This is a genomic window from Sphingobium sp. RSMS, assembly GCF_005406185.4.
Lineage (GTDB): Bacteria > Pseudomonadota > Alphaproteobacteria > Sphingomonadales > Sphingomonadaceae > Sphingobium > Sphingobium fuliginis.
On the sequence record NZ_CM191258.1, the window covers coordinates 613554 to 635000 of the forward strand.

Sequence of the window (21447 nt, forward strand, 5' to 3'; positions counted from 1 at the left end):
TCCATGCGTTTCCCCCAGACCGTCCTTCCTCCGGCCATCCTCCCGCTGCTGACGCTCGCCGCCTGCACCGCCGGGCCGGATTATCAAGGGCCGGAAGCGGCCAGGCCGGTCAGCCCGGCGGCGCAGTTCGTCAGGGCGCCCGCCGACGCCGGCCCGCAGGCGCCCGCCGCCGCGGCCTGGTGGACGGCGCTGGGCGACCCGGTGCTGGACGCGCTGGAAAGCCGCGCGCTGGCCGCCAGTCCCGGCGTGGCCGTGGCGGAGGCAAGGGTGCGGCAGGCCCGCGCCTCGCTGCGGACGGAGCGCGCCAATGCCCTTCCCAATGTCAATGCCTCCGCTCTTTACGTCCATGCCACCGTGCCCGGCGTCGACCTCGGCAATTCGGAGGAGGACAGTTCCGATGGCGGCGACAGCCAGTCGCTCAATTTCTACAATCTGGGCTTCGACGCGAGTTGGGAGGTCGATCTGTGGGGTGGCCGGCGGCGGGGAGTGGAGGCGGCACGGGCCCAGGTTGAGGCGGCGCAGGCCAATGTCGCGGACGCGCAGGTCAGCCTGACCGCCGAAATCGCCCAGGCCTATGTCAATCTGCGCGACCGGCAGCAGCGTATCGCGCTGGCGCAGCAGGCCACGGCCCGGCAGCGCGAGATGCTGCGCCTGACGGAACAGCGCCACGCCGGGGGAACTGCCTCCGCGCTGGAGGTGGAACAGCAGCGCAACCAGCTGGAGCAGAGCGACGCCGCGCTGCTGCCGCTGAGTGCGGAGCGCGACGCCTATCTGAACGCGCTGGCTACCCTGGCCGGGGAAGCGCCCGGCGCGCTCGACGCCATGCTGGCCGCGCCCGCGCCCGTGCCGCTGCCTCCCGCGCAGGTCGCGGTCGGCGATCCCGCCGCGCTGCTCAGGCGCCGCCCCGACATCAGGGCGGCGGAGCGCCAGTTCGCCGCCGCCACCGCCAGGATCGGCGTGGCGGAGGCCGCGCGTTTTCCCAGCCTCAGCTTCATGGGCCTGATCGGCATCGGCGGCACCGATCCGGGCGATCTGGTCGACCTCGACACGCTGGCGGCGATCGCCATGCCGCGCCTGAGCTGGAGCTTCCTCGATTTCGGCCGCAACGCCGCCCGGGTCGGACAGGCCGAAGGCGTCCGGGACGAGGCGGCCGCGCAATATCGGCAGGCGGTGCTCAATGCCCTGCGCGACGGCGAGGACGCGCTTTCCCGCTTTGGCGCGCGGCGGCTGAGCGTCGCCAGCGCCGCCCGGTCGAAGGCCTCGGCTGAGCGCGCCGCCGCGCTGATGCGCCAGCGTTTCGAGGCGGGAACGGCCACCCGCATCCAGCTTCTCGACGCGGAGCGGCAGAGCCTGTCGGCGGCTCAGGCGCTGACCCAGGGAACGGCGGCGATGACGGCCGACTATATCGCCCTGCAAAAGGCGCTCGGCCTCGGCTGGCAATAGGGAATTTAACCTTTCCGCAAGGCTTTGGGAGCGAAATGCCGCGCTGGAGCGCGTTGCCTTGTATCGGGCACAGGCCGCGCGCTCCAAGTTTCTGTTGTCGCATCGTTTTAGGCAGAAAACCGGTTCCCGTCCTTCGACAGGGCTCAGGACAGGCTTTTCCGCACGATGCTCTAAAAGTCCATATTGTCCGATGGAAGCGCGACATGCTCCGGGGGAGGAGTCCGGCAGGGACGGGAGAGCGCGCTTCGGATCGGACGGGAGGGACTTTCAAGTCGGGGCCGCGCATCATCATGTTGAAGAGAATTCGTACCGAGCATGTCGAATTGGGCATGTTCCTCCACAAGATGGAAGGGTCATGGTTCGCCCACCCCTTCTGGAAGAGCAGGATGCTGCTGGAGGATGCCGAACAACTGGAAACGTTGAAGGCGAGCAAGGTCGAATGGGTGCAGATAGACACCTCTCGCGGCGCTGACCTGAAGCCCAGCGAAGCGCCCGCCCCGCCCCGCGCGCCGGCTGCCGACCAGCGTGACCGTCCGTTCGGCCGTGCGGGCGCCACCATAGCCCGGCGCGGGGCGCCGCCGCCCGTCAGCCGTCCGTTCGACCCGCTGTCGAAGGACAGGCTGCCGGCCAAGGCGGAGATGGTTCATGCCAACCGCCTCGCCCGCAAGTCGGTGCGCGCGATGCAGAAGATCTTCGACGATTCCCGACTGGGCAATGCGATCAAGCTCAACAGGCTGGAAACGATGATCGATGAGATCTCCAGCTCCATCCAGCGCAATCCCCACGCCTTCATGGCGGTGACGCGGCTCAAGAACACCAGCGAATATCTCTATCTGCACGCCCTGTCGGTCTGCGCGCTGATGATCAGCCTGGCGCAGCAGCTCCGCCTCTCTCCGGAAGAGGTGCAGCAGGCCGGGCTTGCCGGATTGCTGATGGACGTCGGCATGGGCCATGTGCCGCAGGAAACCTGGGACAAGGACAGTCCGCTGACGCCGGAGGAATGGGAGGTGGTGAAGAGCCACACCACGCTGGCGCATGAATTCCTGGCGCTGGGCGGCGAAATGCCGGACGCCGTGCTGGACGTCTGCCTCCATCACCATGAGCGGTTGGACGGCAGCGGCTATCCCCATGGGCTGAAGGGCGATGAAATCGGACGGTTCGCCCGCATGGCGGCGATCTGCGACACCTATGACGCGATGACGTCCAACCGCATCCACCGTCATGGCGAGGACCCATCCCGCGCGCTGCTGATGCTGGACGAGGCGCAGACGCTCTACGACCCCGAAATCTTCCAGGCGTTCCAGCGCGCGGTCGGCATCTATCCCATCGGATCGCTGGTCCGCCTGCGCTCGCACCGGCTGGCGATCGTGGTCGAGCAGAATGCCGACGACCTGACGCTGCCGGTGGTGCGGCCCTTCTATTCGCTTTCCGACCGCAGCTTCGTGAAGGCGGAGGACATAGACCTTTCCAACTGCTTCGGCGCGGACCAGATCATGACCCGCGAAACGCCGGAGGGTTGGGACATGACCGAATGGCCCGCGCTCAGCGCCAGGCTGCTCGCGGCGGCGGGATGAAGGCGGGGGCCCTGCCCTGAAAATTCGTTGCGCCTGCCCGCCGGGCAAGGGATATAGGCGGCATGATCGTGCCGGATATGCCCTCTACCGCGGCGGGCGTCGCCGTTCATTATGACGAACTGGACCTCGCCTACCGGCGGATCTGGGGCGAGCATGTGCATCATGGCTATTGGCGGAGGGGGAGCGAGAGCCCCGCCGAAGCGGCCGAAGCGCTCGTCGAGGAGGTGGAGGCGCGGCTTGCGCCGGAACCAGGACAGAGGCTGTGCGACATAGGATGCGGCTATGGCGCCACCGCCGCCCGGATCGTCGCCCGGCACGACGTCCATGTCACGGGCCTCACCCTCTCCTCCGCGCAGGAGAAGGTGGCAGGCGCGCGTGCGCTGTCCCGCTTCACCTGCCTGCGTCGGGACTGGCTGCACAATGATCTGCCCGATGCGGGTTTCGACGGCGCCTATGCGATCGAAAGTTCCGAACATATGGTCGACAAGGCCCGCTTCTTCACGGAAGCGGCACGGGTGCTGCGGCCCGGCGGGCGGCTGGTCGTCTGCGCCTGGCTGGAGGGCGAAGGCGCGCGGCCATGGGAAGTCCGCCACCTGCTGCGACCCATTTGCCGGGAGGGGCGGCTTCCCGGCATGGGCAGCCGGGCGGATTATGAGGCGCTGGCCGCCCAAGCGGGGTTCGCGCTGCGCGACCATGAGGATGCCAGCGTCCGCGTCCGCCGCACCTGGACGATCTGCCTGCGTCGGCTGGCGGTGGCCATGATCCGCGACCCGGCCCTGCGGGGCCTTGCGCTCAATCCCCGGACCCGGAACCGCGACTTCATCCTCAGCCTGCCGCGCCTGATCCTGGCGCTGCGCACCGGCGCGATGCGCTACGGCATCTTCCTGTGGGAGAAGGACAGCGCCGGTCCTAGGGTGTGAGGGGATTCAGCCCATGGCGACCTGCGTCCGATTTAGCGCAGCGTGCTCTAGCGCAGCCGGGTCCAGCGCTGCGACTGGCACAGGAACAGCACGCATCCCGTCAGCCTGAGCGATCCGTCCGCGTTCAATCCCAATGTCGCGCGGTAGCTTCGCCCCGATTTCGGGTCATAGGCGCGGCCGCCCTTCCAGATCGCGCCGTCGCGGCGGAAACCCCAAAGGGTGAGCAGGCCCAATATCGGCTGCCCGCGCAACTTGGGGTCGGGATTGTTGACATCGGTCGCCGGCACGCCCGGTCCCTTGTCCAGCACTTGCGCGATCCGACCGCACATCTGCCCGCCGCACGGCGCGATCTGCACCACGCCCTTCCGGTCCTCGGTCAGCCAACGGCCCTCGACGGACGGCGGCGAGGCCGCCGCCGCCATGATCAGGAGCGCGGTGAAATATCCCATGGCATGCACCTCCATGCCCATGAAGATATGCTATGATGCCGGAGAAGAAGAGAGGGCATATGGCCGACCTTTCGATCCGTTCGCGGCAGGAAGAGCAGATGGACGCGCCGGACCTGGACCCCGCCGTCTATGAGCGGGTGCTGCACGACCTCGCCCGCGTGAACCGCTGGACCTTCACTGCCTGGCCCACCATCGCCTTCCTCAACCGCGCGGTCGGTCCGGCCCGGCATTTCCGCCTGCTCGATGTCGGTTTCGGAGACGGCGACGTCCTGCGCGCGGTCGCCCGCTGGGCCCGGAAGCGCGGGATAGAGGCCGAGCTGATCGGCGTCGACCTCAATGAAAAGAGCCTTGCCGCGGCCCGCCACGCGACTCCGCCCGAACTTGCCATCGACTATCGGGCCGGCGACTATCTGGACCAGCCGGAGCAGTTCGACTTCATCATCTCCAGCCAGGTGACGCACCATATGACGGATGCGCAACTGATGACCTTCCTGCGCCATATGGAGGCGGAGGCGCGGATGGGGTGGCTGATCTGCGACCTGCACCGGCATGGATTTGCCCATTGGGGCTTTCCGCTGCTCGCCCGCCTGCTGCGCGTCCACCGCATCGTGCGGGAGGATGGCCGGCTGTCCATTGCCCGGTCCTTCCGCCCCGGCGACTGGGCGGAGCTGTTGCCCCAGGCGGGCATCAGCCTGGACGATGTGCGGATCGTGCGGCGCTTTTCCTTCCGCCTGTGCGTGGAGCGGATATGCGGGTGAGCAGCGCGGCCTGAACGCCCAGCCCCGGCATCAGGCCCAGCAGCCGCATCAGCAGCCCGCGTCCCCATGGTCCCGCCGCCCCGTGGCGCAAGGCTTCGGCAATCGCCAGCGGCCGCCGGCTGCGGCGGCGCCACTGGTCCTGCCAGCCCATCGCCGCCTGCGCTCCACCCCGCAGATAGGCCTGCGCGGCGCTGGTCCCGCTGTGGAGCGCGATGGCGATGCCGTCGCCGGCCAGGGAAGCGATCACCGCGCCCTGATCCCCGATGCGGAAGAGTCCCGGAACGCTCGCCGCCGCGCGCCAGCCATAGGGCACGCCGGCAATCGCTTCAAAAGAGGGCGGCATGTTTCCAGCCATGCGGCGGGCCAGATGGGGCGCCTCCGCCATGATCGCCTGCATCAGCGCGGGCGCGCCATCCGACAGCCGGTCCCGCGCAACGGAAAGGCAGAGATTGGCGGTGCCATCCTCCTGCAACAGCAGGCCGGCATAGCCGCCGTCGAACAGGTGCATCTCGATCACGCCCGTCAGGTCCGCGCTGCCGGGCAGGGTCGCGCGAAACCCGACGCAGGGCGGTTCCCGCCGGGCGGTGAGATCGCGGGCCAGCCCGCGCAATTCATGCTTGCCCGTCGCCAGGAACAGCGCATCGCCGGCCAACTGCCCGCCATCGTCGAACCGGATCGAACGCGCTGCGGGGTCGGCGGCGCGCACCGCCCGGCCCCGCTGGACGACGGCTCCCGCCCGCGCCGCGCGCGCGATCAGCGCTTCGTCCAGCGTCCGCCGCGACAGCCCCGCCGCGACATGGGGCAGCGGCAGTTCCAGATGCCGGCCGTCCGCCACCAGCCGCAACCGCCGGATCGGCCGCGCGCCCAGCGCGACCGCGTCGACACCCAGATCGCCCAGTGCCGCCAGCGCATCCCAGCCGAGGAAGCCGCCGCACACGCCATCATGCGGGCCGCTCCGGCGGTCGAGGAGATGCACCTGCGCCCCCGCCCGAGCCAGGGCGATCGCCGCCGCCGCGCCCGCCGGTCCGCCACCGACGACCAGAGCGGGCAGGCGCGCCGTCATGCCAGCCCTTCGAAACGGAATCCTTCGGCCGCCAGTCCCGGTCCGAAGGCCAGCGCCACCCCCCGCCCCGCGTCCGCCAGCATGTCGTGCAGGATGAACATCAGGGTGGAGGAGGACATGTTGCCGAACCGCGCCAGCACGCTCCGCGACGGCGCCAGGGCATCGCGGCTAAGGTCCAGTCCCTGCTCCACCGCGTCCAGGATCGACCGGCCGCCTGCGTGCACCGCCCATCGGTCTATCCCGGCCATATCGTCGCTTCCCCACAGGCGGCGGCGCACCGAGGGATCGCCCAGCGCCGTCAGGATGCGCCCCGGCACCTCTCCGGACAGGTGCATGACAAAGCCGCTATCCCCTATGTCCCAGCGGATCAGTTCCGCCGAATCCGCGAGGTTGAGCGAGAAGGGCCGGTCGATCGCGACGCCGGCGTCCTCCCCCGTCACCAGAGCGGCGGCCGCGCCGTCCGCGAACTGGAGCATCATCAGCAGCCGCTCGATCTGCCATTCCGGCTGGAAATGCAGGGAAGACAGTTCGACCGTCACCACCAGCACCCGCGCATCGGGTTCCGACCGGACGATGTGCCGCGCCGTCCGCAACGCCGCGACCGCCGCATAGCAGCCCATGAAGCCGACCAATGTGCGCTCGACCCCCTCCAGCCCCAGCCGTTCGGCAATGATCTGGTCGATGCCGGGGGCGACGAAGCCGGTGCAGCTCGCCACCACCAGATGGCTGATCCGGTCGAGCGGCACCTGCGCCCTCAACCGCGCGATCGCCTCCATCGCCAGGCGGGGCGCATGATCGGCATAGCAGCGCATGCGCAGCGAGGTCGGCGGCATTTCGCCCGCGTAGAAGCCGCCGGGATCGACCGGCGATCCGCCCTCGGCGGTCGGCGGCAGCACGCACCAGCGATGCCCGATGCCGGACCGCTCCGCCATGCGCTGGAACAGCCGGCGCTCGCGCGGATCGTCCAGTTGGCCGGTCGCCCAGCGAATGAAGGGTGCATGCATGTCCAGCGCGGGGACGGCGCACCCGATGGCGTTGATGCGAGCGCGCGTATCGGTCATCGGGTCGTCATGGCTCCTGTCTTCGTGGAACGTCCGGGTGGGGGGAAAGGATCAATCGCGGCAGCCTGGCCCCTGCCGCCCTTAGACCTCCACTTCCTTCTCCAGACGTCCCTCTCCCCCGAAAACCTGCAAATATCGGGCGATCTCCTCCGGCTCGCCTGTCGCCTTGGCGGGGTTGTCGGACAGCTTGACCGCCGGGCGGCCATTGGCCTCCACCACCTTGCACACCAGCGAGATCGGATCGAGCCCGGTCGTGGCAAAGGGCGCGCAATCCCTGAAATCATTGGTGAGGTTGGTGCCCCAGCCAAAGCTCATCCGCACCCGCCCGGCAAAATGCCGGTAGGTCGCCTTGATGCTGTCGACATCCATGCCGTCGGAGAAGATCAGCAGCTTCGACCGCGGATCGCGTCCCTTTTCCCGCCACCAGCGGATGATCCGCTCGCCCCCCTCGATCGGCGGCGCGCTGTCGGGGCGGAAACCCGTCCAGTCCGCCACCCAGTCCGGCGCATGGCGCAGGAACGCCGCCGTGCCGAAGGCATCGGGCAGCACGACCAGCAGGTTGCCGGCATAATGATTGCGCCAATCCTCCAGCACGCGATAGGGGGCGGCGGCCAGCCCCTCATCCCCCTCGGCCAGGGCGGCCAGCACCATCGGCAGCTCATGGGCGTTGGTGCCGATGGCCTCCAGATCGGCGTCCATCGCCAGCAGCACATTGGACGATCCGATGAACCGGCGGCCCAGCCGTTCCTTCAGCGCCTCCACGCACCAGCGCTGCCAGAGGAAGCCGTGCCGCCGCCGCGTGCCGAAGTCGGATATGACGAGGTCGGGCAGTTGCGCCAGCCGCTCCACCTTCTCCCACAGCTTCGCCTTGGCGCGGGCGTAGAGCACGTCCAGTTCGAACCGCCCCCGTCCCTTCATCGCCGCGCGGGATCGCAATTCGTTGATGATCGCCAGCGCCGGGATTTCCCACATGCTGCTGTGGGTCCAGGGGCCGTGGAAGCACAGTTCATATTGGCCGTCGACCTTGCGCAGGTCATAGTCGGGCAGGCGGAAATCGGCCAGCCACGCGATGAAATCCGGGCTGAACATCTGCCGCTCGCCATAAAAGCTGTTGCCCGCCAGCCAGATCAGTTCCTTCTTCCCGAAGCGCACGGACCGGGCATGGTCGAGCTGCGCGCGCAATTCGCCCTCGTCGATGACCTCGGCCAGACGCACGGATTGCGTGCGGTTGATCAGTTTGAAGGTCGCCTGCACATCCGGGTAGAGGTGACGGATCATCTGGAGCATCAGCAGCTTGTAGAAATCCGTGTCCAGCAGGCTGCGGACAATGGGGTCCAGCCGCCAATTATGATTATAGGTGCGGTTGGCGATGTCGGTGTAAACCATCGAAATTCCGTTCAGCCCGTGACCGGCCCCAGTCTATGCGCGACAGGCGCGACTGTCAGCCATCGTCGCCAATCGAACCGGATATGATCCCGTTCCCCTTCATCTGCAAAGACGGCGCCGTCCTCGTCCATCCGTGACCCGGCCGGCCGTGTCCTGCGGCCATGATGGCCGGAACCCGCGCCGCGCGCCATTTTCATACGCAATTTCTATGCCCTGCCCTTTTCCCCTCTCTCGATTTCAAACGCCGCCCTGTCCTAATTGAGCGGCGGCAGACGATGGCCCGTCCCGCACCCCGCGCGACAGCTTCGGCTGCGGGAGTTTCCTTATGCAAGACATGCTCTGGATCGGCTTGATCCTGATCCTTCTCGCCGCCAGCCTCGGCTATGCCGCGCTGTGCGGGCGGGCGTGAGGGCGGGCGCCATGACCATCGACCTCTGGCTCGCCGCATTCACCGCCATCGGCCTCCTCCTCTATCTGGTCGCCGTGCTGGCGCGGCCCGAACGCTTTTAGGGAGGCGCGTTCCATGACCTTTCAGGGATGGCTGCTGATCGCGGCCTTTGTCGGCCTGTTGCTGATCCTCGTGAAGCCGGTCGGCCTCTGGCTGTTCGCGCTTTACGAAGGACGCCGCACGCCGCTTCACGGCCTGCTCGGCCCTGTGGAGCGCGGCTTCTACCGCCTTTCCGGCATCGATCCGCGGGAGGAACAGGGCTGGCGCCGCTATGCGGTGCATATGCTGGTCTTCAACACGGCGCTGCTGCTCCTCACCTATGCGCTGCTGCGGATGCAGGCGGTGCTGCCGCTCAACCCGCAGCATCTGGGCGCGGTGAGCGGGCATCTCGCCTTCAACAGCGCGATCAGCTTCACCTCGAACACCAACTGGCAGAGCTATGCCGGGGAATCGACCATGTCGAACCTCAGCCAGATGCTGGCGCTCACCATCCATAATTTCCTTTCCGCGGCGACGGGCATTGCGCTCGCTTTTGCGCTGTTCCGGGGATTTGCCCGGCGCAGCAGCGCGACCATCGGCAATTTCTGGGCCGATATGGTGCGGGTGACGCTCTATCTGCTGCTGCCGCTCTGCGTCCTCCTCGCGATCTTCTACATGGCGAGCGGCGTGCCGCAGACGCTGGCGGGACCGGTCGAGGTCACGACGCTGGAAGGCGCGAAGCAGACGCTCGCCCTGGGACCGGTCGCGGGTCAGGAGGCGATCAAGATGCTGGGCACCAACGGCGGCGGCTTCTTCAACGCGAACAGCGCCCACCCGTTCGAAAATCCGACGGCGCTCACCAATTTCGTGCAGATGCTGTCGATCTTCGCCATCGGCGCCGGCCTCACCCACAGCTTCGGCAAGGCGGTGGGCAATGTGCGGCAGGGATGGGCCATCCTCGCTGCGATGATGGTCCTGTTCCTTGCCGGCGTCGCGATCACCTGTTGGCAGGAGGCGGCCGGCAATCCGGTCCTCCATCATCTGGGCGTTCCCGGCGGCAACATGGAGGGGAAGGAGGTGCGTTTCGGCATCGCCGCCTCCGCCCTCTTCTCCGTCATCACCACGGCGGCGAGCTGCGGCGCGGTCAACGCCATGCATGACAGCTTCACCGCCATCGGCGGCCTCGTCCCCCTGTTCAACATGCAATTGGGGGAAGTGGTGGTCGGCGGCGTCGGCGCGGGCATATACGGCTTCCTGCTGTTCGCCATCCTCGCCGTGTTCGTGGCGGGGCTGATGATCGGCCGCACGCCGGAATATGTCGGCAAGAAGATCGAGAGCCGGGAGGTGAAGCTCGCCGTCCTCGCCATCGCCGTGCTGCCGATGGCGATACTGGGCTTCACCGCGATCGCGAGCGTGTTGCCGGCGGGCCTTGCCGGCCCGCTCAACAAGGGACCGCACGGGTTCAGCGAGATCCTCTACGCCTTCACCAGCGCGGTCGCCAACAACGGATCGGCCTTTGCCGGACTGACCGCCAACACCCCCTTCTACAACGGCCTGCTGGGCGTGGCGATGTGGATCGGCCGCTTCTTCATCATCATACCCATGCTGGCCATAGCCGGCGGACTGGCGGCGAAGAAGTACACGCCGGAAACCGCGGGCAGCTTCCCCACCACGGGGCCGCTGTGGACCGGGCTGCTGGTCGGCATCGTGCTGATCGTCGGCGGCCTCACCTTCCTCCCCGGCCTTGCCCTTGGCCCCATGGCCGATCATCTCGCGATGGTCCGTGGCCAGCTCTTCTAAGGATCACAAGCCCATGCCCCGGTCCGAAACCCGATCGCTCTTCACCGCCGACCTCATCCTGCCCGCGATGGGCGACGCTTTCCGCAAGCTGAACCCCAGGGACCTGATCCGCAACCCGGTGATGTTCACGACCGCCGCCGTGGCGGTGCTGCTGACGCTGTTGCTGGCCGTGGGGCAGGATCATCTTGCCCCTGGCTTCAAGCTGCAACTGGTGGCCTGGCTGTGGCTGACGGTTCTGTTCGGCACCTTTGCCGAGGCGCTGGCCGAAGGACGGGGCAAGGCGCAGGCCGCTTCGCTGCGCGCGACCAAGGCGGAACTGACGGCCAGGCGGCTGAAGGGCGACGCGGTCGAGACCGTCCCGGCGAGCGCGCTCAGGATGGGCGATGTCGTGCTGGTCGAAACCGGCGACCTCATCCCATCCGACGGAGAGGTGGTCGCCGGCGTCGCTTCGGTCAACGAGGCCGCCATTACCGGCGAATCCGCGCCGGTGATCCGGGAGGCGGGCGGCGACCGCAGCGCGGTGACGGCGGGCACGCGCGTCATTTCCGACCGGATTCGGGTGCGGGTGACGGTCAATCCGGGACAGGGCTTTCTGGACCGCATGATCGCGCTGGTGGAGGGCGCCGAACGGCAGAAGACGCCCAATGAGATTGCGCTGACGCTGCTGCTGGTCGGCCTGACCATCATCTTCCTGATCGCCGTGGGCACGATTCCGGGCTTTGCCAGCTATGCCGGGGGCGCCGTGCCGGTGGCGATCCTCGCCGCCTTGCTGATCACGCTGATTCCCACGACCATCGCCGCCCTCCTCTCCGCCATCGGCATCGCGGGCATGGACCGGCTGGTGCGCTTCAACGTGCTGGCCAAATCGGGCAGAGCGGTGGAAGCGGCGGGGGACATAGACACGCTGCTGCTCGACAAGACCGGCACCATCACCGTCGGCGACCGTCAGGCGACCGAGTTCCGCCCCGTCGGCGGAACGTCCCCGGCCGAGTTGGCGGAAGCGGCGCTGCTCGCCAGCCTGGCCGACGAAACGCCGGAGGGCCGCTCCATTGTCCTGCTGGCGCGGGAGAAGTTCGGGCAGAGCGCGGATGCGCTGCCCGAAGGCGCGGTGGTCGTTCCCTTCACGGCACAGACCCGCATTTCCGGCGTAACGCTGGCCGGTTCGACCATCCACAAGGGGGCGGTGGACAGCATCCTGCGGGCCAATCCCGCCCTAGACAGGGAAGCCGCAACCCAGGAACTGCGCCGCATCACCGACGAGATCGGCCGCGCGGGCGGCACGCCTCTGGCAGTGGCGAAGGATGGGAGGCTGCTTGGCGCGATCTTCCTCAAGGACATCGTCAAGGCGGGCATTCGCGAACGCTTCGGGGAACTGCGGCAGATGGGCATCCGCACGGTGATGATCACCGGCGACAATCCCCTTACCGCCGCCTCCATCGCGGCGGAGGCGGGGGTGGACGACTTCCTCGCCCAGGCCACGCCGGAGGACAAGCTGGCCCTGATCCGCAAGGAGCAGGAGGGCGGCCGGCTGGTCGCGATGTGCGGCGACGGCACCAATGACGCCCCGGCGCTGGCGCAGGCGGATGTCGGCGTCGCCATGAACACCGGCACCCAGGCCGCGCGGGAGGCGGGCAATATGGTCGACCTCGACAGCGATCCGACCAAGCTGATCGAGGTGGTGGGCCTGGGCAAGCAATTGCTGATGACGCGCGGCGCGCTGACCACCTTTTCCGTCGCCAACGACGTCGCCAAATATTTCGCGATCATCCCCGCCATGTTCGTGGCGCTCTATCCGGGGCTGGGGGTGCTGAACATCATGGGCCTTGCCAGCCCGGAAAGCGCGATCCTGTCCGCGATCATCTTCAACGCGCTGATCATTCCCTGCCTGGTGCCGCTGGCCCTGAGGGGCGTGACCTACCGGCCCATCGGCGCCGGGCCTCTGCTGGCGCGGAACCTCGCCATCTATGGGCTGGGCGGGCTGGTCGCGCCGTTCGCGGGCATCAAGCTGATCGACCTTGCCGTGAATGGACTGGGTCTGGCGTGACGGACGGCGGAAAGGATAGCAGAATGTTCACCGACCTTAAAACCTCCCTTCGACCCGCGCTCGCAATGACGCTGCTCTTCGCGCTGCTGCTGGGCATCGCCTATCCGCTGGCGCTGACCGGCATCGGGCAGGCGCTTTTCCCGTTCCAGGCCAATGGCAGCCTGATCAGGCAGAGCGGCAGACCGGTGGGCTCCACGCTGATCGGCCAGAATTTCGCCAGCGACCGCTATTTCCATTCCCGTCCGTCGGCGGCGGGCAAGGGCTATGACGGGCTCGCCTCCTCCGGTTCCAACCTGGGGCCCGCCAGCAGGGCGCTGGCCGACCGCGTCGCGCGCGACATTCAGGCCCTGCACTCACCCGGTCGTCCCGTTCCGTCCGATCTGGTGACAACCTCCGCATCGGGGCTGGACCCCCATATCAGCCCCGATGCGGCCTTTTTTCAGGTCGGGCGGGTGGCGAAGGCGCGCGGTCTGGAGCCGGGCCAGGTTCGCGCGCTGGTCGACCGGAGCATAGAGCGACCGCTTCTGGGCTTTCTGGGGGAAGCGCGGGTCAATGTCCTCGAAATCAATCGACGGCTGGATGGCATCGGCGCTAATCAGGCGGGATGAGCGAACCGGACCGCCGCGATCCAGAAGCCTATCTGCGTCAGGCGGCGCGGGAAGGCCGCGGGCGTCTGAAGATATTCCTCGGCGCGGCGCCGGGCGTCGGCAAGACCTATGAGATGCTGATCGACGGCATGCAGCGCCTGAAGGCCGGCGTCGACGTGGCGGTGGGCGTGGTCGAGACCCATGGCCGGCGGGAGACGGAAGCGCTGCTCCACGGCCATGAGGTCATTTCCCGGCGCGCAGTCGATCATCAGGGCCATAGCCTGGGCGAGATGGATCTGGACGCGATCCTCGTCCGCCGCCCCGGGCTGGTGCTGGTGGACGAACTCGCCCACAGCAACGCGCCGGGCAGCCGCCATCCGAAACGCTATCAGGATGTGGAGGAGCTGCTCGACGCCGGGATCGACGTCTATTCGACCGTGAATATCCAGCATGTCGAAAGCCTGAACGACGTCGTCGCCTCCTTCACCCGCGTCCGGGTGCGCGAGACGGTGCCGGATTCCATCCTCGAAACGGCGGAGATCGAGGTGGTCGACATTCCGCCCGACGAGCTGATCGATCGGTTGAAGGAGGGCAAGGTCTATATCCCGGCGGAGGCCAGCCGGGCGCTCAACCATTTCTTCTCCAAGTCCAATCTGACCGCGCTGCGCGAGATGGCGTTGCGCCGCGCCGCGCAGGCGGTGGACGCGCAGATGCTGGACTATGTGCGCGCCCATGCGCTGGCAGGCAGCTTCGCGGCGGGCGAGCGGGTCGTCGTCGCCATCAGCGAACTGCCGAGCGCGCAGGGGCTGGTCCGCGCCGCCAAGCGGCTGGCCGACGCACTGAAGGCGCCCTGGACCGCCGTGCATATCGAAACGCAGCGCAGCCTGGCCTTCACGGCGGAGGAGCGCGGCCATCTGGCCGACACCATGGCGCTCGCATCGCGCCTGGGCGGAACGACCGCGACCATCCCCGCCCCCAGCGTCGTGGCGGGGCTGCGCCAATATGCGGCGGACGCCCGCGCCACCCAGATCGTGATCGGCAAGGCGAGCCGAAGCTGGTGGTTCGAACTGCGGCACGGGTCGGTGGTCGACCGTCTGGTCCGCGCCATGGAAGACGTCGCCATCCACGTCCTGCCGGGCGACCGGTTCGCGCCGCCCCGCCGGACCGCCCGCATGGGGCCATGGGGCAAGCCCGCCGACTATCTCTGGTCCACGGCGATGATCGCGCTGATGACCGCCATAGGGCGGCTGCTGGTCCAGACCATCGCGCTCGGCAATATCGCCCTGCTCTATCTGGTGCCGGTGATGTTCGCCGCCGCCAGCTTCGGCCTGCGCGCCGGGCTGTTCGCGGGTCTGCTTTCCAGCCTCGCCTATAATTTCTTCTTCCTGCCGCCCACCGGCACGCTGACCGTCAGCAATCCGGAAAATGTCATCTCCATCCTCGTCCTGCTGGGCGTCGCCATCGTCACCAGCCAGTTCGCCGCCCGCGTCCGCGCCCAGGCGGACCTGGCCCATGGCAGCGCCCGGCAGAATGCGGCGCTGGCGGGATTTTCCCGGCAACTGACCGCGGCGGCCAGCCAGGACGAGCTGATGCATGCCATCTGCGCCGAAGTGGGGCGAATGTTCGACGTGCGCACCGTCCTCCTCCTCCCATCCCCCGACGGTCCGCAACTGCGCGCCGCCGTGCCGCCGGAGGACCGGCTGGAGCAGATAGAGAAGGCCGCCGCCCAATGGGCGATGGACAATGAGCAGCCCGCCGGGCGCGGTTCCTCCACATTGACGGCGTCGGACTGGCTGTTCCACCCGCTGCGCACGACGCGCGGCGTGCTGGGCGTGCTGGGACTGGCGCGGGAGGATGCGGGGGAGCCGTTGCGGTCCGACCAGTTGCCGCTGCTCATGAGCCTGCTCGACCAGGCGTCCATCGCCTTCGACCGCATGGCGCTGGAGGAGGAGATGCTGGACGCCCGCCAGATCCGCGAGCGCGACCGGCTGCGTTCCGCCCTGCTCTCCTCGGTCGGGCACGACCTGCGCACGCCGCTCACCACCATCATCTCCGCCGCGCATGAACTGAAGCGCCAGCACCCCTGCGACCTTGCCGACACGGTGGAGGCGGAGGCGTTGCGGCTGACCCGCTTCGTCGCCAATCTGCTGGACATGGCGCGGGTGGAGGCGGGCGCCCTGCCGCTGAAGCTGGAGCCCGTGGACCTGTTTGACGCGGTGGCGGGCGCCATCCACGATACGCGCCAGTCGCTTGGCCGGCATGAGGTGAAGGTCGACATATTGCCCGATATTCCGCTGGTGCGGGTCGATTCGACGCTGCTGCACCATATCCTCATCAACCTGCTCGACAATGCGGGGCGCTATGCCGATCCGGATACGCCCGTGACCATCCAGGGCCAGCGGCTGCCCGACGCGATCACCCTGTCGGTGATCGATCAGGGACCGGGCATCCCGCCGGGGAGCGAGGCGCGCGTCTTCGACACCTTCACCCGCATGGAGGGGTCGGACCGGGCGAAGCATGGCACCGGCCTTGGCCTTGCCATCGTCAAGGGCTTTGCCGAGGCGATGGGGCTTGGCGTATCGGCCGCCAACCGGGCCGATCCGCCCGGCGCCTGCTTCACCCTGCGCTTTCCGCAGGCCTCGATCCTGTCTCCGCTTGCTGACGAGGACATGTCATGACCACCCGTTCATCCGGTCGCCACAAGGTGCTGATCATCGATGACGAACCGCAAATCCGTCGCCTGATCCACGCGGCGCTGACCCGCGCCGACCATGCGACGGTGGAGGCCGCCAATGCGCGCGAGGCGCTGGACAAGTTGCGGGAGGAGCGACCCGACATCTGCCTGCTCGACCTTGGCCTGCCCGACCGCGACGGGCTGGAGCTGGTGCCGCTCATCAAACGGGATTCGGACGCCAGCCTGATCGTCATATCGGCGCGCGACGCGACCGAGCAGAAGGTCGCCGCACTGGACCTGGGCGCGGACGATTATCTGACCAAGCCCTTCGATACCGACGAGATGCTTGCCCGCGTGCGCGTGGCGCTGCGCAACCGCATGACCAAGGATGGCGGCGTTTCGATGGTCCGCGCAGGGGATGTGGCGATCGACCTGATGGCGCGGATCGTGACAAGGGGCGGACAGGAAGTGCATCTGACGCCGAAGGAATATGGCGTGCTGGCGCAACTGGCGAAATATCCGGGGCGGGTGATCACCCATCAGCAGATCATGGCGCAGGTCTGGCCCAACGAGCATGCGCATCATGTCGAATATCTGCGCGTGCTGGTGCGAACCCTGCGGCAGAAGTTGGAGGACGACCCGCAGCGGCCCCGCATCATCGCGAACGAACTGGGGATCGGCTACCGGTTGAAGGAAGCGGATGGGGGTTGAGCCCCCCTCCTCCCTCTAGTCATCATCGCCACGGAGCGGAAATCCACCCTCCATAAGAAGCCCCTGGCGGCACGTCCGGGGGATGGGTTCCCGCCTTCGGGAATGACGGGGTGAAGTTGAAAAATGAAGGGGAATCAGATTTCGACCTGCGACCCCAGTTCCACCACCCGGTTCGTCGGCAGCTTGAAGAAATCCATGGGCGTCACGGCATTGCGCATCATCCAGGCGAACAGCTTTTCCCGCCAGATCGCCATGCCGGGCTTTTCCGACGGGATCAAAGTCTGGCGGCTGAGGAAATAGCTGGTCTGGCTGACATTGATGGGGCCGCCGCAGCCCTGGACCGCTTTCATCGCGGCGGGAATGTCGACTTCCTCCATGAAGCCGTGGCGCAGCACCACGCGGTAGAAGCCTGCCCCCAGTTCCGTCACTTCGGAACGGCCGGTGAGCGGCAGATGAGGCACGCCCTCAGTCCGCACGGTCAGGATGATCACCCGCTCGTGCAATATCTTGTTATGCTTCACATTGTGCAGCAGCGCCGGCGGCACGCCCTCCACACGGGAATTGAGGAAGATCGCCGTGCCCGGCACCCGCTTCAGGGAGCCGGAGACGGACTGGATGAACAGTTCGACCTCCATCGCTCCTTCCAGCAGATAGAAGTTCATGATCTTCCGCCCGGTCGACCAGGTCGTCAGGATGATGAACACCACCGCCGCCACCAGCAACGGGAACCAGCCGCCATCGGGAATCTTCGTCGCGTTGGACAGGAAATAGGCGCCGTCCACAGTGAGGAACAGCCCCGTCACGCCAGCGGCGAGCAGCCTGTTCCAGCGCCATACGCTGAAGGTCAGCACCGCCATCATGCAGGTGGTGATGACCATGGTCCCCGTGACGGCAATCCCATAGGCGGCGGCCAGGTTGCTCGACGACTGGAAGCCCAGAACCAGCAGCACGACCAGGAACAGCAGCGCCCAGTTGACCAGCGGCACATAGATCTGCCCCGCCGCCGAAGCGCTGGTATGCGCGATCTTGAGGCGCGGCAGGAAGCCGAGTTGCACCGCCTGCTGCGTCACGGAAAAAGCGCCGGAAATCACCGCCTGGCTGGCGATCACCGTGGCGAGCGTGGCCAATATGACCAGCGGCAGCCGCGCCCATTCCGGCGCGAGCAGGAAGAAGGGGTTCTCCGCCGCCTCAGGCAGGTCCAGCAGCAGAGCGCCCTGGCCCATATAATTGAGCAGCAGGCAGGGAAAGGCGGCGTAGAGCCAAGCTATGCTGATCGCCTTGCGCCCGAAATGGCCCATATCGGCATAGAGCGCCTCCGCCCCCGTCACCGCCAGTACGACCGAACCCAGCGCCAGGAAGGCGAGCTTCGCATCGAGCGCGAAGAAATGGATGGCCCACATAGGGTTGACGATGGCGACAATCCCCGGATGGCGCACGATGTTGAGGATGCCGAGCGCCGCCAGCACCAGGAAATAAACCGCCATGATGGGCCCGAACAGCGCGCCCACCCGGGCGGTGCCATGTTTCTGGATCAGGAACAGCCCGATCAGAATGACGATGGCGATGGGAAGGACGAAGGGCGCAAATCCGTCATTCACCGTCTCCAGCCCTTCCACGGCCGAGAGCACGGATACGGCGGGGGTTATGATCGCGTCGCCATAGAATAGCGCTGCCGCCAGAACGCCCAATATGGCGATGGTCGGCGTCCATCGGCTCTCCCCCAGCTTGCGGGAGATCAGGGCGAGCAACGCCATGCTGCCGCCTTCGCCATGATTGTCGGCGCGCATGATGATGAACACATATTTGACCGTGACGATGAGCGTCATGGTCCAGAAGACCAGCGACAAGACGCCATAGATATGGGCAGGATCGACCGCCAGCGGATGGTGGCCGACGAAGCTCTCCTTCAGGGCATAGAGCGGCGAGGTGCCAATATCCCCGAACACCACGCCCAGCGCCCCCAATGCCAGAAGCGACAACTTCCCCTGCGGATGGCTATGGCCCACCCCCTCGCCCGCTCGATCCGTCATCCGTACCGTCACTCGCTGTTGCCGGGCCGCCCATCGCATGAAGCCGCATTATATTTCCAGTGGGGCTTTATGCGATCGGCATAGGATTCGCATAGGAATGCCGGAAAACTCCCCCGAATCCTATGAAATTTCAACGCGGACGATCGGTTCTCGCTCTCGATAAGCTATGCGGGAATGCGCAATTGAACATTCTCCGGGAAGGAGAATGCGGCAAATGTCGGACTGGCATGAACATCTGGTGGCCAGGATCGGGTTGAGGTTGGCGGGCCTGATCCTGTTGATCTCCACCTGGCCAGAAGGCGGGCTGCTGCGCAGGCTGGTCATGGAGAATCCGGCAGCGGACATGACCATGCCGGAATTTGCGCTGGCCGCGCTGCTGTTTCTAAGCGCAAGCGCGGGTGCGGCCCTGACGATGATGGGCGCGCGTCTTTGGCAGCCGGTAGAGCTTTCAGCGCGTTGGTCCAGCGCCATGGGTGATTTACCCAGGGTTGGAGGGTGGGTTTGAGGTATGATTTGGGCTGGTGGTTTGCCGGTTTGCCAGCGCGACCTGAGGGGGTGCGCTTGGGGGGCATTGCGCCTGGGCGCAGGAGATTGCGAATGGGTTAATGTGAAGCGCGAGCTATAATGCCTGGCGACGCCCTACTCTTCCGGGGCTTGAGCCACAGTACCATCGGCGCAGACTGGTTTCACGTCCGAGTTCGGGAAGGGATCGGGTGGGTCACAGACGCTATGGTCACCAAGCAATAGAGCTTGCGCTTCGGGTTTTAATCGGTGCCGTGCACTTGGGCGTTTCGGTTGAGAAACGCGTCATCAAATGAGTTGGTTTGTTTATCTGGCATGAGGTTGATCACCACGCTCGATGGCTGACGCTGGTTTGTATCCAGTGTTGTCATTGATGGTGGGACTCTCAGGCGCGATCAGAGCAATTAGGACCGGTTAGCTCCATATGTTACCACACTTCTACATCCGGCCTATCAAGGTCGTGGTCTACGACCGCTCGAAGAAATCTTATCTTGAGGGAGGCTTCCCGCTTAGATGCTTTCAGCGGTTATCCCGTCCATGCATAGCTACCCTGCTGCGCCCTTGGCAGGACGACAGGTACACCAGAGGCATGTTCAACCCGGTCCTCTCGTACTAGGGTCAACTCCTCTCAAATTTCGACGCCCACGGCAGATAGGGACCAAACTGTCTCGCGACGTTCTGAACCCAGCTCACGTACCACTTTAATTGGCGAACAGCCAAACCCTTGGGACCTGCTCCAGCCCCAGGATGTGATGAGCCGACATCGAGGTGCCAAACGATTCCGTCGATATGAGCTCTTGGGAATCATCAGCCTGTTATCCCCGGCGTACCTTTTATCCGTTGAGCGATGGCCCTTCCACGAGGGACCACCGGATCACTATGACCGACTTTCGTCTCTGCTCGACTTGTCAGTCTCGCAGTCAGGCGGGCTTATGCCATTGCACTCTAACAGACGGTTTCCAACCGTCCTGAGCCCACCATCGCGCGCCTCCGTTACTCTTTAGGAGGCGACCGCCCCAGTCAAACTACCCGCCACAGAGGGTCCCTGCACCGGATGACGGTGCGAGGTTAGACATCAGAAAACAACAGGGTGGTATTTCACCTATGGCTCCACCGGAACTGGCGTCCCGGCTTCAAAGCCTCCCACCTATGCTACACAGTTCTTTCCTAATGCCACTCTGAAGCTGCAGTAAAGGTGCACGGGGTCTTTCCGTCTAACCGCGGGTACTCCGCATCTTCACGGAGAATTCAATTTCGCTGAGCATATCCTGGAGACAGTGGGGAAGTCGTTACGCCATTCGTGCAGGTCGGAACTTACCCGACAAGGAATTTCGCTACCTTAGGACCGTTATAGTTACGGCCGCCGTTTACCTGGGCTTCAATTCAGAGCTTGCACTCCTCCTCTTAACCTTCAGGCACCGGGCAGGCGTCAGGCCCTATACGTCGTCTTGAAGCCGACTTAGCAGAGCCCTGTGTTTTTGCTAAACAGTCGCTACCCCCTGGCCTGTGCCCCCCACAAGTGCTTGCGCATATGTGGGGCCTCCTTCTTCCGAAGGTACGGAGGCAATTTGCCGAGTTCCTTCAGGATACTTCTCTCAAACGCCTTGGTATACTCTACCATTCCACCTGTGTCGGTTTAGGGTACGGTCTATACGGTGGGGCTATTTCCTGGGACAACTTCCCTGCCCGGACCAATCCAATAAGGCCGAACAAGTTACGCCATCCGTCACACACCACCAGGCCCACGAATATTAACGTGGTTCCCATCGACTACCCCCTTCGGGCTCGTCTTAGGGGCCGGCTTACCCTGCTCAGATTAGCTTTAAGCAGGAACCCTTGGAATTTCGGCGACAGTGCATCTCACACTGTTAATCGCTACTCATGTCTGCATTCGCACTTCCGATACCTCCACGGTCGGTTACCCTCCCGCTTCAACGGCCTACGGAACGCTCCGCTACCGCTCAGTCAAAAGACTGAACCCTAAGCTTCGGTGCACGT

16 protein-coding genes and 2 rRNA genes (1 of these 18 cut by a window edge) are annotated in these 21447 nt (G+C 66.0%); 11 read left to right on the plus strand and 7 right to left on the minus strand.

Annotated elements, in window-relative coordinates:
- Positions 1-3 precede the first annotated feature (3 nt).
- The 3 genes from EGM87_RS20835 to EGM87_RS20845 all read left to right on the plus strand — a co-directional run bounded on the left by EGM87_RS20835 (position 4) and on the right by EGM87_RS20845 (position 3937).
- Positions 4-1443: an efflux transporter outer membrane subunit gene (locus EGM87_RS20835; protein ID WP_025549810.1), complete on the plus strand. Its 1440-nt coding sequence runs from the start codon at positions 4-6 to the stop codon at positions 1441-1443.
- Between the two features lie 290 nt (positions 1444-1733).
- Positions 1734-3017, plus strand: coding sequence for a cyclic di-GMP phosphodiesterase (locus EGM87_RS20840; protein ID WP_025549811.1), 1284 nt, complete (start codon positions 1734-1736; stop codon positions 3015-3017).
- 62 nt (positions 3018-3079) lie between these two features.
- A complete protein-coding gene (locus EGM87_RS20845) occupies positions 3080-3937 on the plus strand; it encodes a class I SAM-dependent methyltransferase (RefSeq protein WP_137708900.1) in 858 nt (285 codons plus the stop codon).
- Positions 3938-3984: 47 nt separating this feature from the next.
- Here EGM87_RS20845 and EGM87_RS20850 read toward each other — a convergent pair whose 3' ends face one another.
- Positions 3985-4386: a DUF2147 domain-containing protein gene (locus tag EGM87_RS20850; protein ID WP_044662863.1), complete on the minus strand. Its 402-nt coding sequence runs from the start codon at positions 4384-4386 to the stop codon at positions 3985-3987.
- A gap of 59 nt (positions 4387-4445) precedes the next feature.
- Here EGM87_RS20850 and EGM87_RS20855 point away from each other — a divergent pair, with 59 nt between their 5' ends.
- Positions 4446-5144 (plus strand): methyltransferase domain-containing protein, encoded by a 699-nt coding sequence (locus tag EGM87_RS20855; RefSeq protein ID WP_025549814.1) that lies wholly within the window; start codon positions 4446-4448, stop codon positions 5142-5144.
- Here the strand turns inward: EGM87_RS20855 and EGM87_RS20860 are convergent.
- The 3 genes from EGM87_RS20860 to pncB form a co-directional block, all read right to left on the minus strand.
- The gene (locus tag EGM87_RS20860; RefSeq protein ID WP_044660623.1) at positions 5074-6207 is read right to left on the minus strand and encodes an NAD(P)/FAD-dependent oxidoreductase; all 1134 of its coding nucleotides are present in this window, start codon (positions 6205-6207) and stop codon (positions 5074-5076) included. The two genes, EGM87_RS20855 and EGM87_RS20860, sit on opposite strands and share 71 nt — an antisense overlap.
- A complete protein-coding gene (locus tag EGM87_RS20865) occupies positions 6204-7268 on the minus strand; it encodes a type III polyketide synthase (protein ID WP_025549815.1) in 1065 nt (354 codons plus the stop codon). Before EGM87_RS20865 ends, EGM87_RS20860 begins: the two co-directional genes overlap by 4 nt.
- A gap of 81 nt (positions 7269-7349) precedes the next feature.
- Entirely contained in the window at positions 7350-8654 is a 1305-nt protein-coding gene (gene pncB, locus EGM87_RS20870; RefSeq protein WP_044660622.1) for a nicotinate phosphoribosyltransferase, read from the minus strand.
- Between the two features lie 420 nt (positions 8655-9074).
- Here pncB and EGM87_RS20875 point away from each other — a divergent pair, with 420 nt between their 5' ends.
- The 6 genes from EGM87_RS20875 to EGM87_RS20900 are packed head-to-tail and all read left to right on the plus strand — an operon-like array spanning position 9075 to position 16897.
- Positions 9075-9164 carry a potassium-transporting ATPase subunit F gene (locus tag EGM87_RS20875; protein WP_037483019.1) on the plus strand — a complete coding sequence of 30 codons (90 nt, stop codon included), beginning with the start codon at positions 9075-9077 and terminating at the stop codon, positions 9162-9164.
- A gap of 13 nt (positions 9165-9177) precedes the next feature.
- Complete coding sequence (gene kdpA / locus EGM87_RS20880) at positions 9178-10881, plus strand: potassium-transporting ATPase subunit KdpA (protein ID WP_137708899.1); 1704 nt, start codon at positions 9178-9180, stop codon at positions 10879-10881.
- Positions 10882-10894: 13 nt separating this feature from the next.
- Positions 10895-12925 carry a potassium-transporting ATPase subunit KdpB gene (gene kdpB, locus EGM87_RS20885; protein WP_025549817.1) on the plus strand — a complete coding sequence of 677 codons (2031 nt, stop codon included), beginning with the start codon at positions 10895-10897 and terminating at the stop codon, positions 12923-12925.
- A 23-nt stretch (positions 12926-12948) separates the two neighbouring features.
- A complete protein-coding gene (gene kdpC, locus EGM87_RS20890; protein ID WP_044660620.1) occupies positions 12949-13533 on the plus strand; it encodes a potassium-transporting ATPase subunit KdpC in 585 nt (194 codons plus the stop codon).
- Positions 13530-16190: a DUF4118 domain-containing protein gene (locus tag EGM87_RS20895; protein ID WP_137708898.1), complete on the plus strand. Its 2661-nt coding sequence runs from the start codon at positions 13530-13532 to the stop codon at positions 16188-16190. The genes kdpC and EGM87_RS20895 overlap by 4 nt, the downstream gene beginning before the upstream one ends.
- Positions 16187-16897 carry a response regulator gene (locus EGM87_RS20900; RefSeq protein ID WP_025549818.1) on the plus strand — a complete coding sequence of 237 codons (711 nt, stop codon included), beginning with the start codon at positions 16187-16189 and terminating at the stop codon, positions 16895-16897. Before EGM87_RS20895 ends, EGM87_RS20900 begins: the two co-directional genes overlap by 4 nt.
- A gap of 134 nt (positions 16898-17031) precedes the next feature.
- On the opposite strand, the gene EGM87_RS20905 is transcribed toward EGM87_RS20900, so the two are convergent.
- Positions 17032-18927, minus strand: a complete 1896-nt coding sequence (locus EGM87_RS20905; protein ID WP_025549819.1) for a potassium transporter Kup — start codon at positions 18925-18927, stop codon at positions 17032-17034.
- 214 nt (positions 18928-19141) lie between these two features.
- On the opposite strand from EGM87_RS20905, the gene EGM87_RS20910 reads away from it, so the two are divergent.
- Positions 19142-19432 carry a hypothetical protein gene (locus EGM87_RS20910; protein WP_044662862.1) on the plus strand — a complete coding sequence of 97 codons (291 nt, stop codon included), beginning with the start codon at positions 19142-19144 and terminating at the stop codon, positions 19430-19432.
- A gap of 121 nt (positions 19433-19553) precedes the next feature.
- Here the strand turns inward: EGM87_RS20910 and rrf are convergent.
- Both rrf and EGM87_RS20920 read right to left on the minus strand, forming a co-directional pair.
- Positions 19554-19668 (minus strand): 5S ribosomal RNA (gene rrf, locus EGM87_RS20915).
- 165 nt (positions 19669-19833) lie between these two features.
- A 23S ribosomal RNA gene (locus tag EGM87_RS20920) occupies positions 19834-21447 on the minus strand; it runs 1181 nt beyond the window's last position.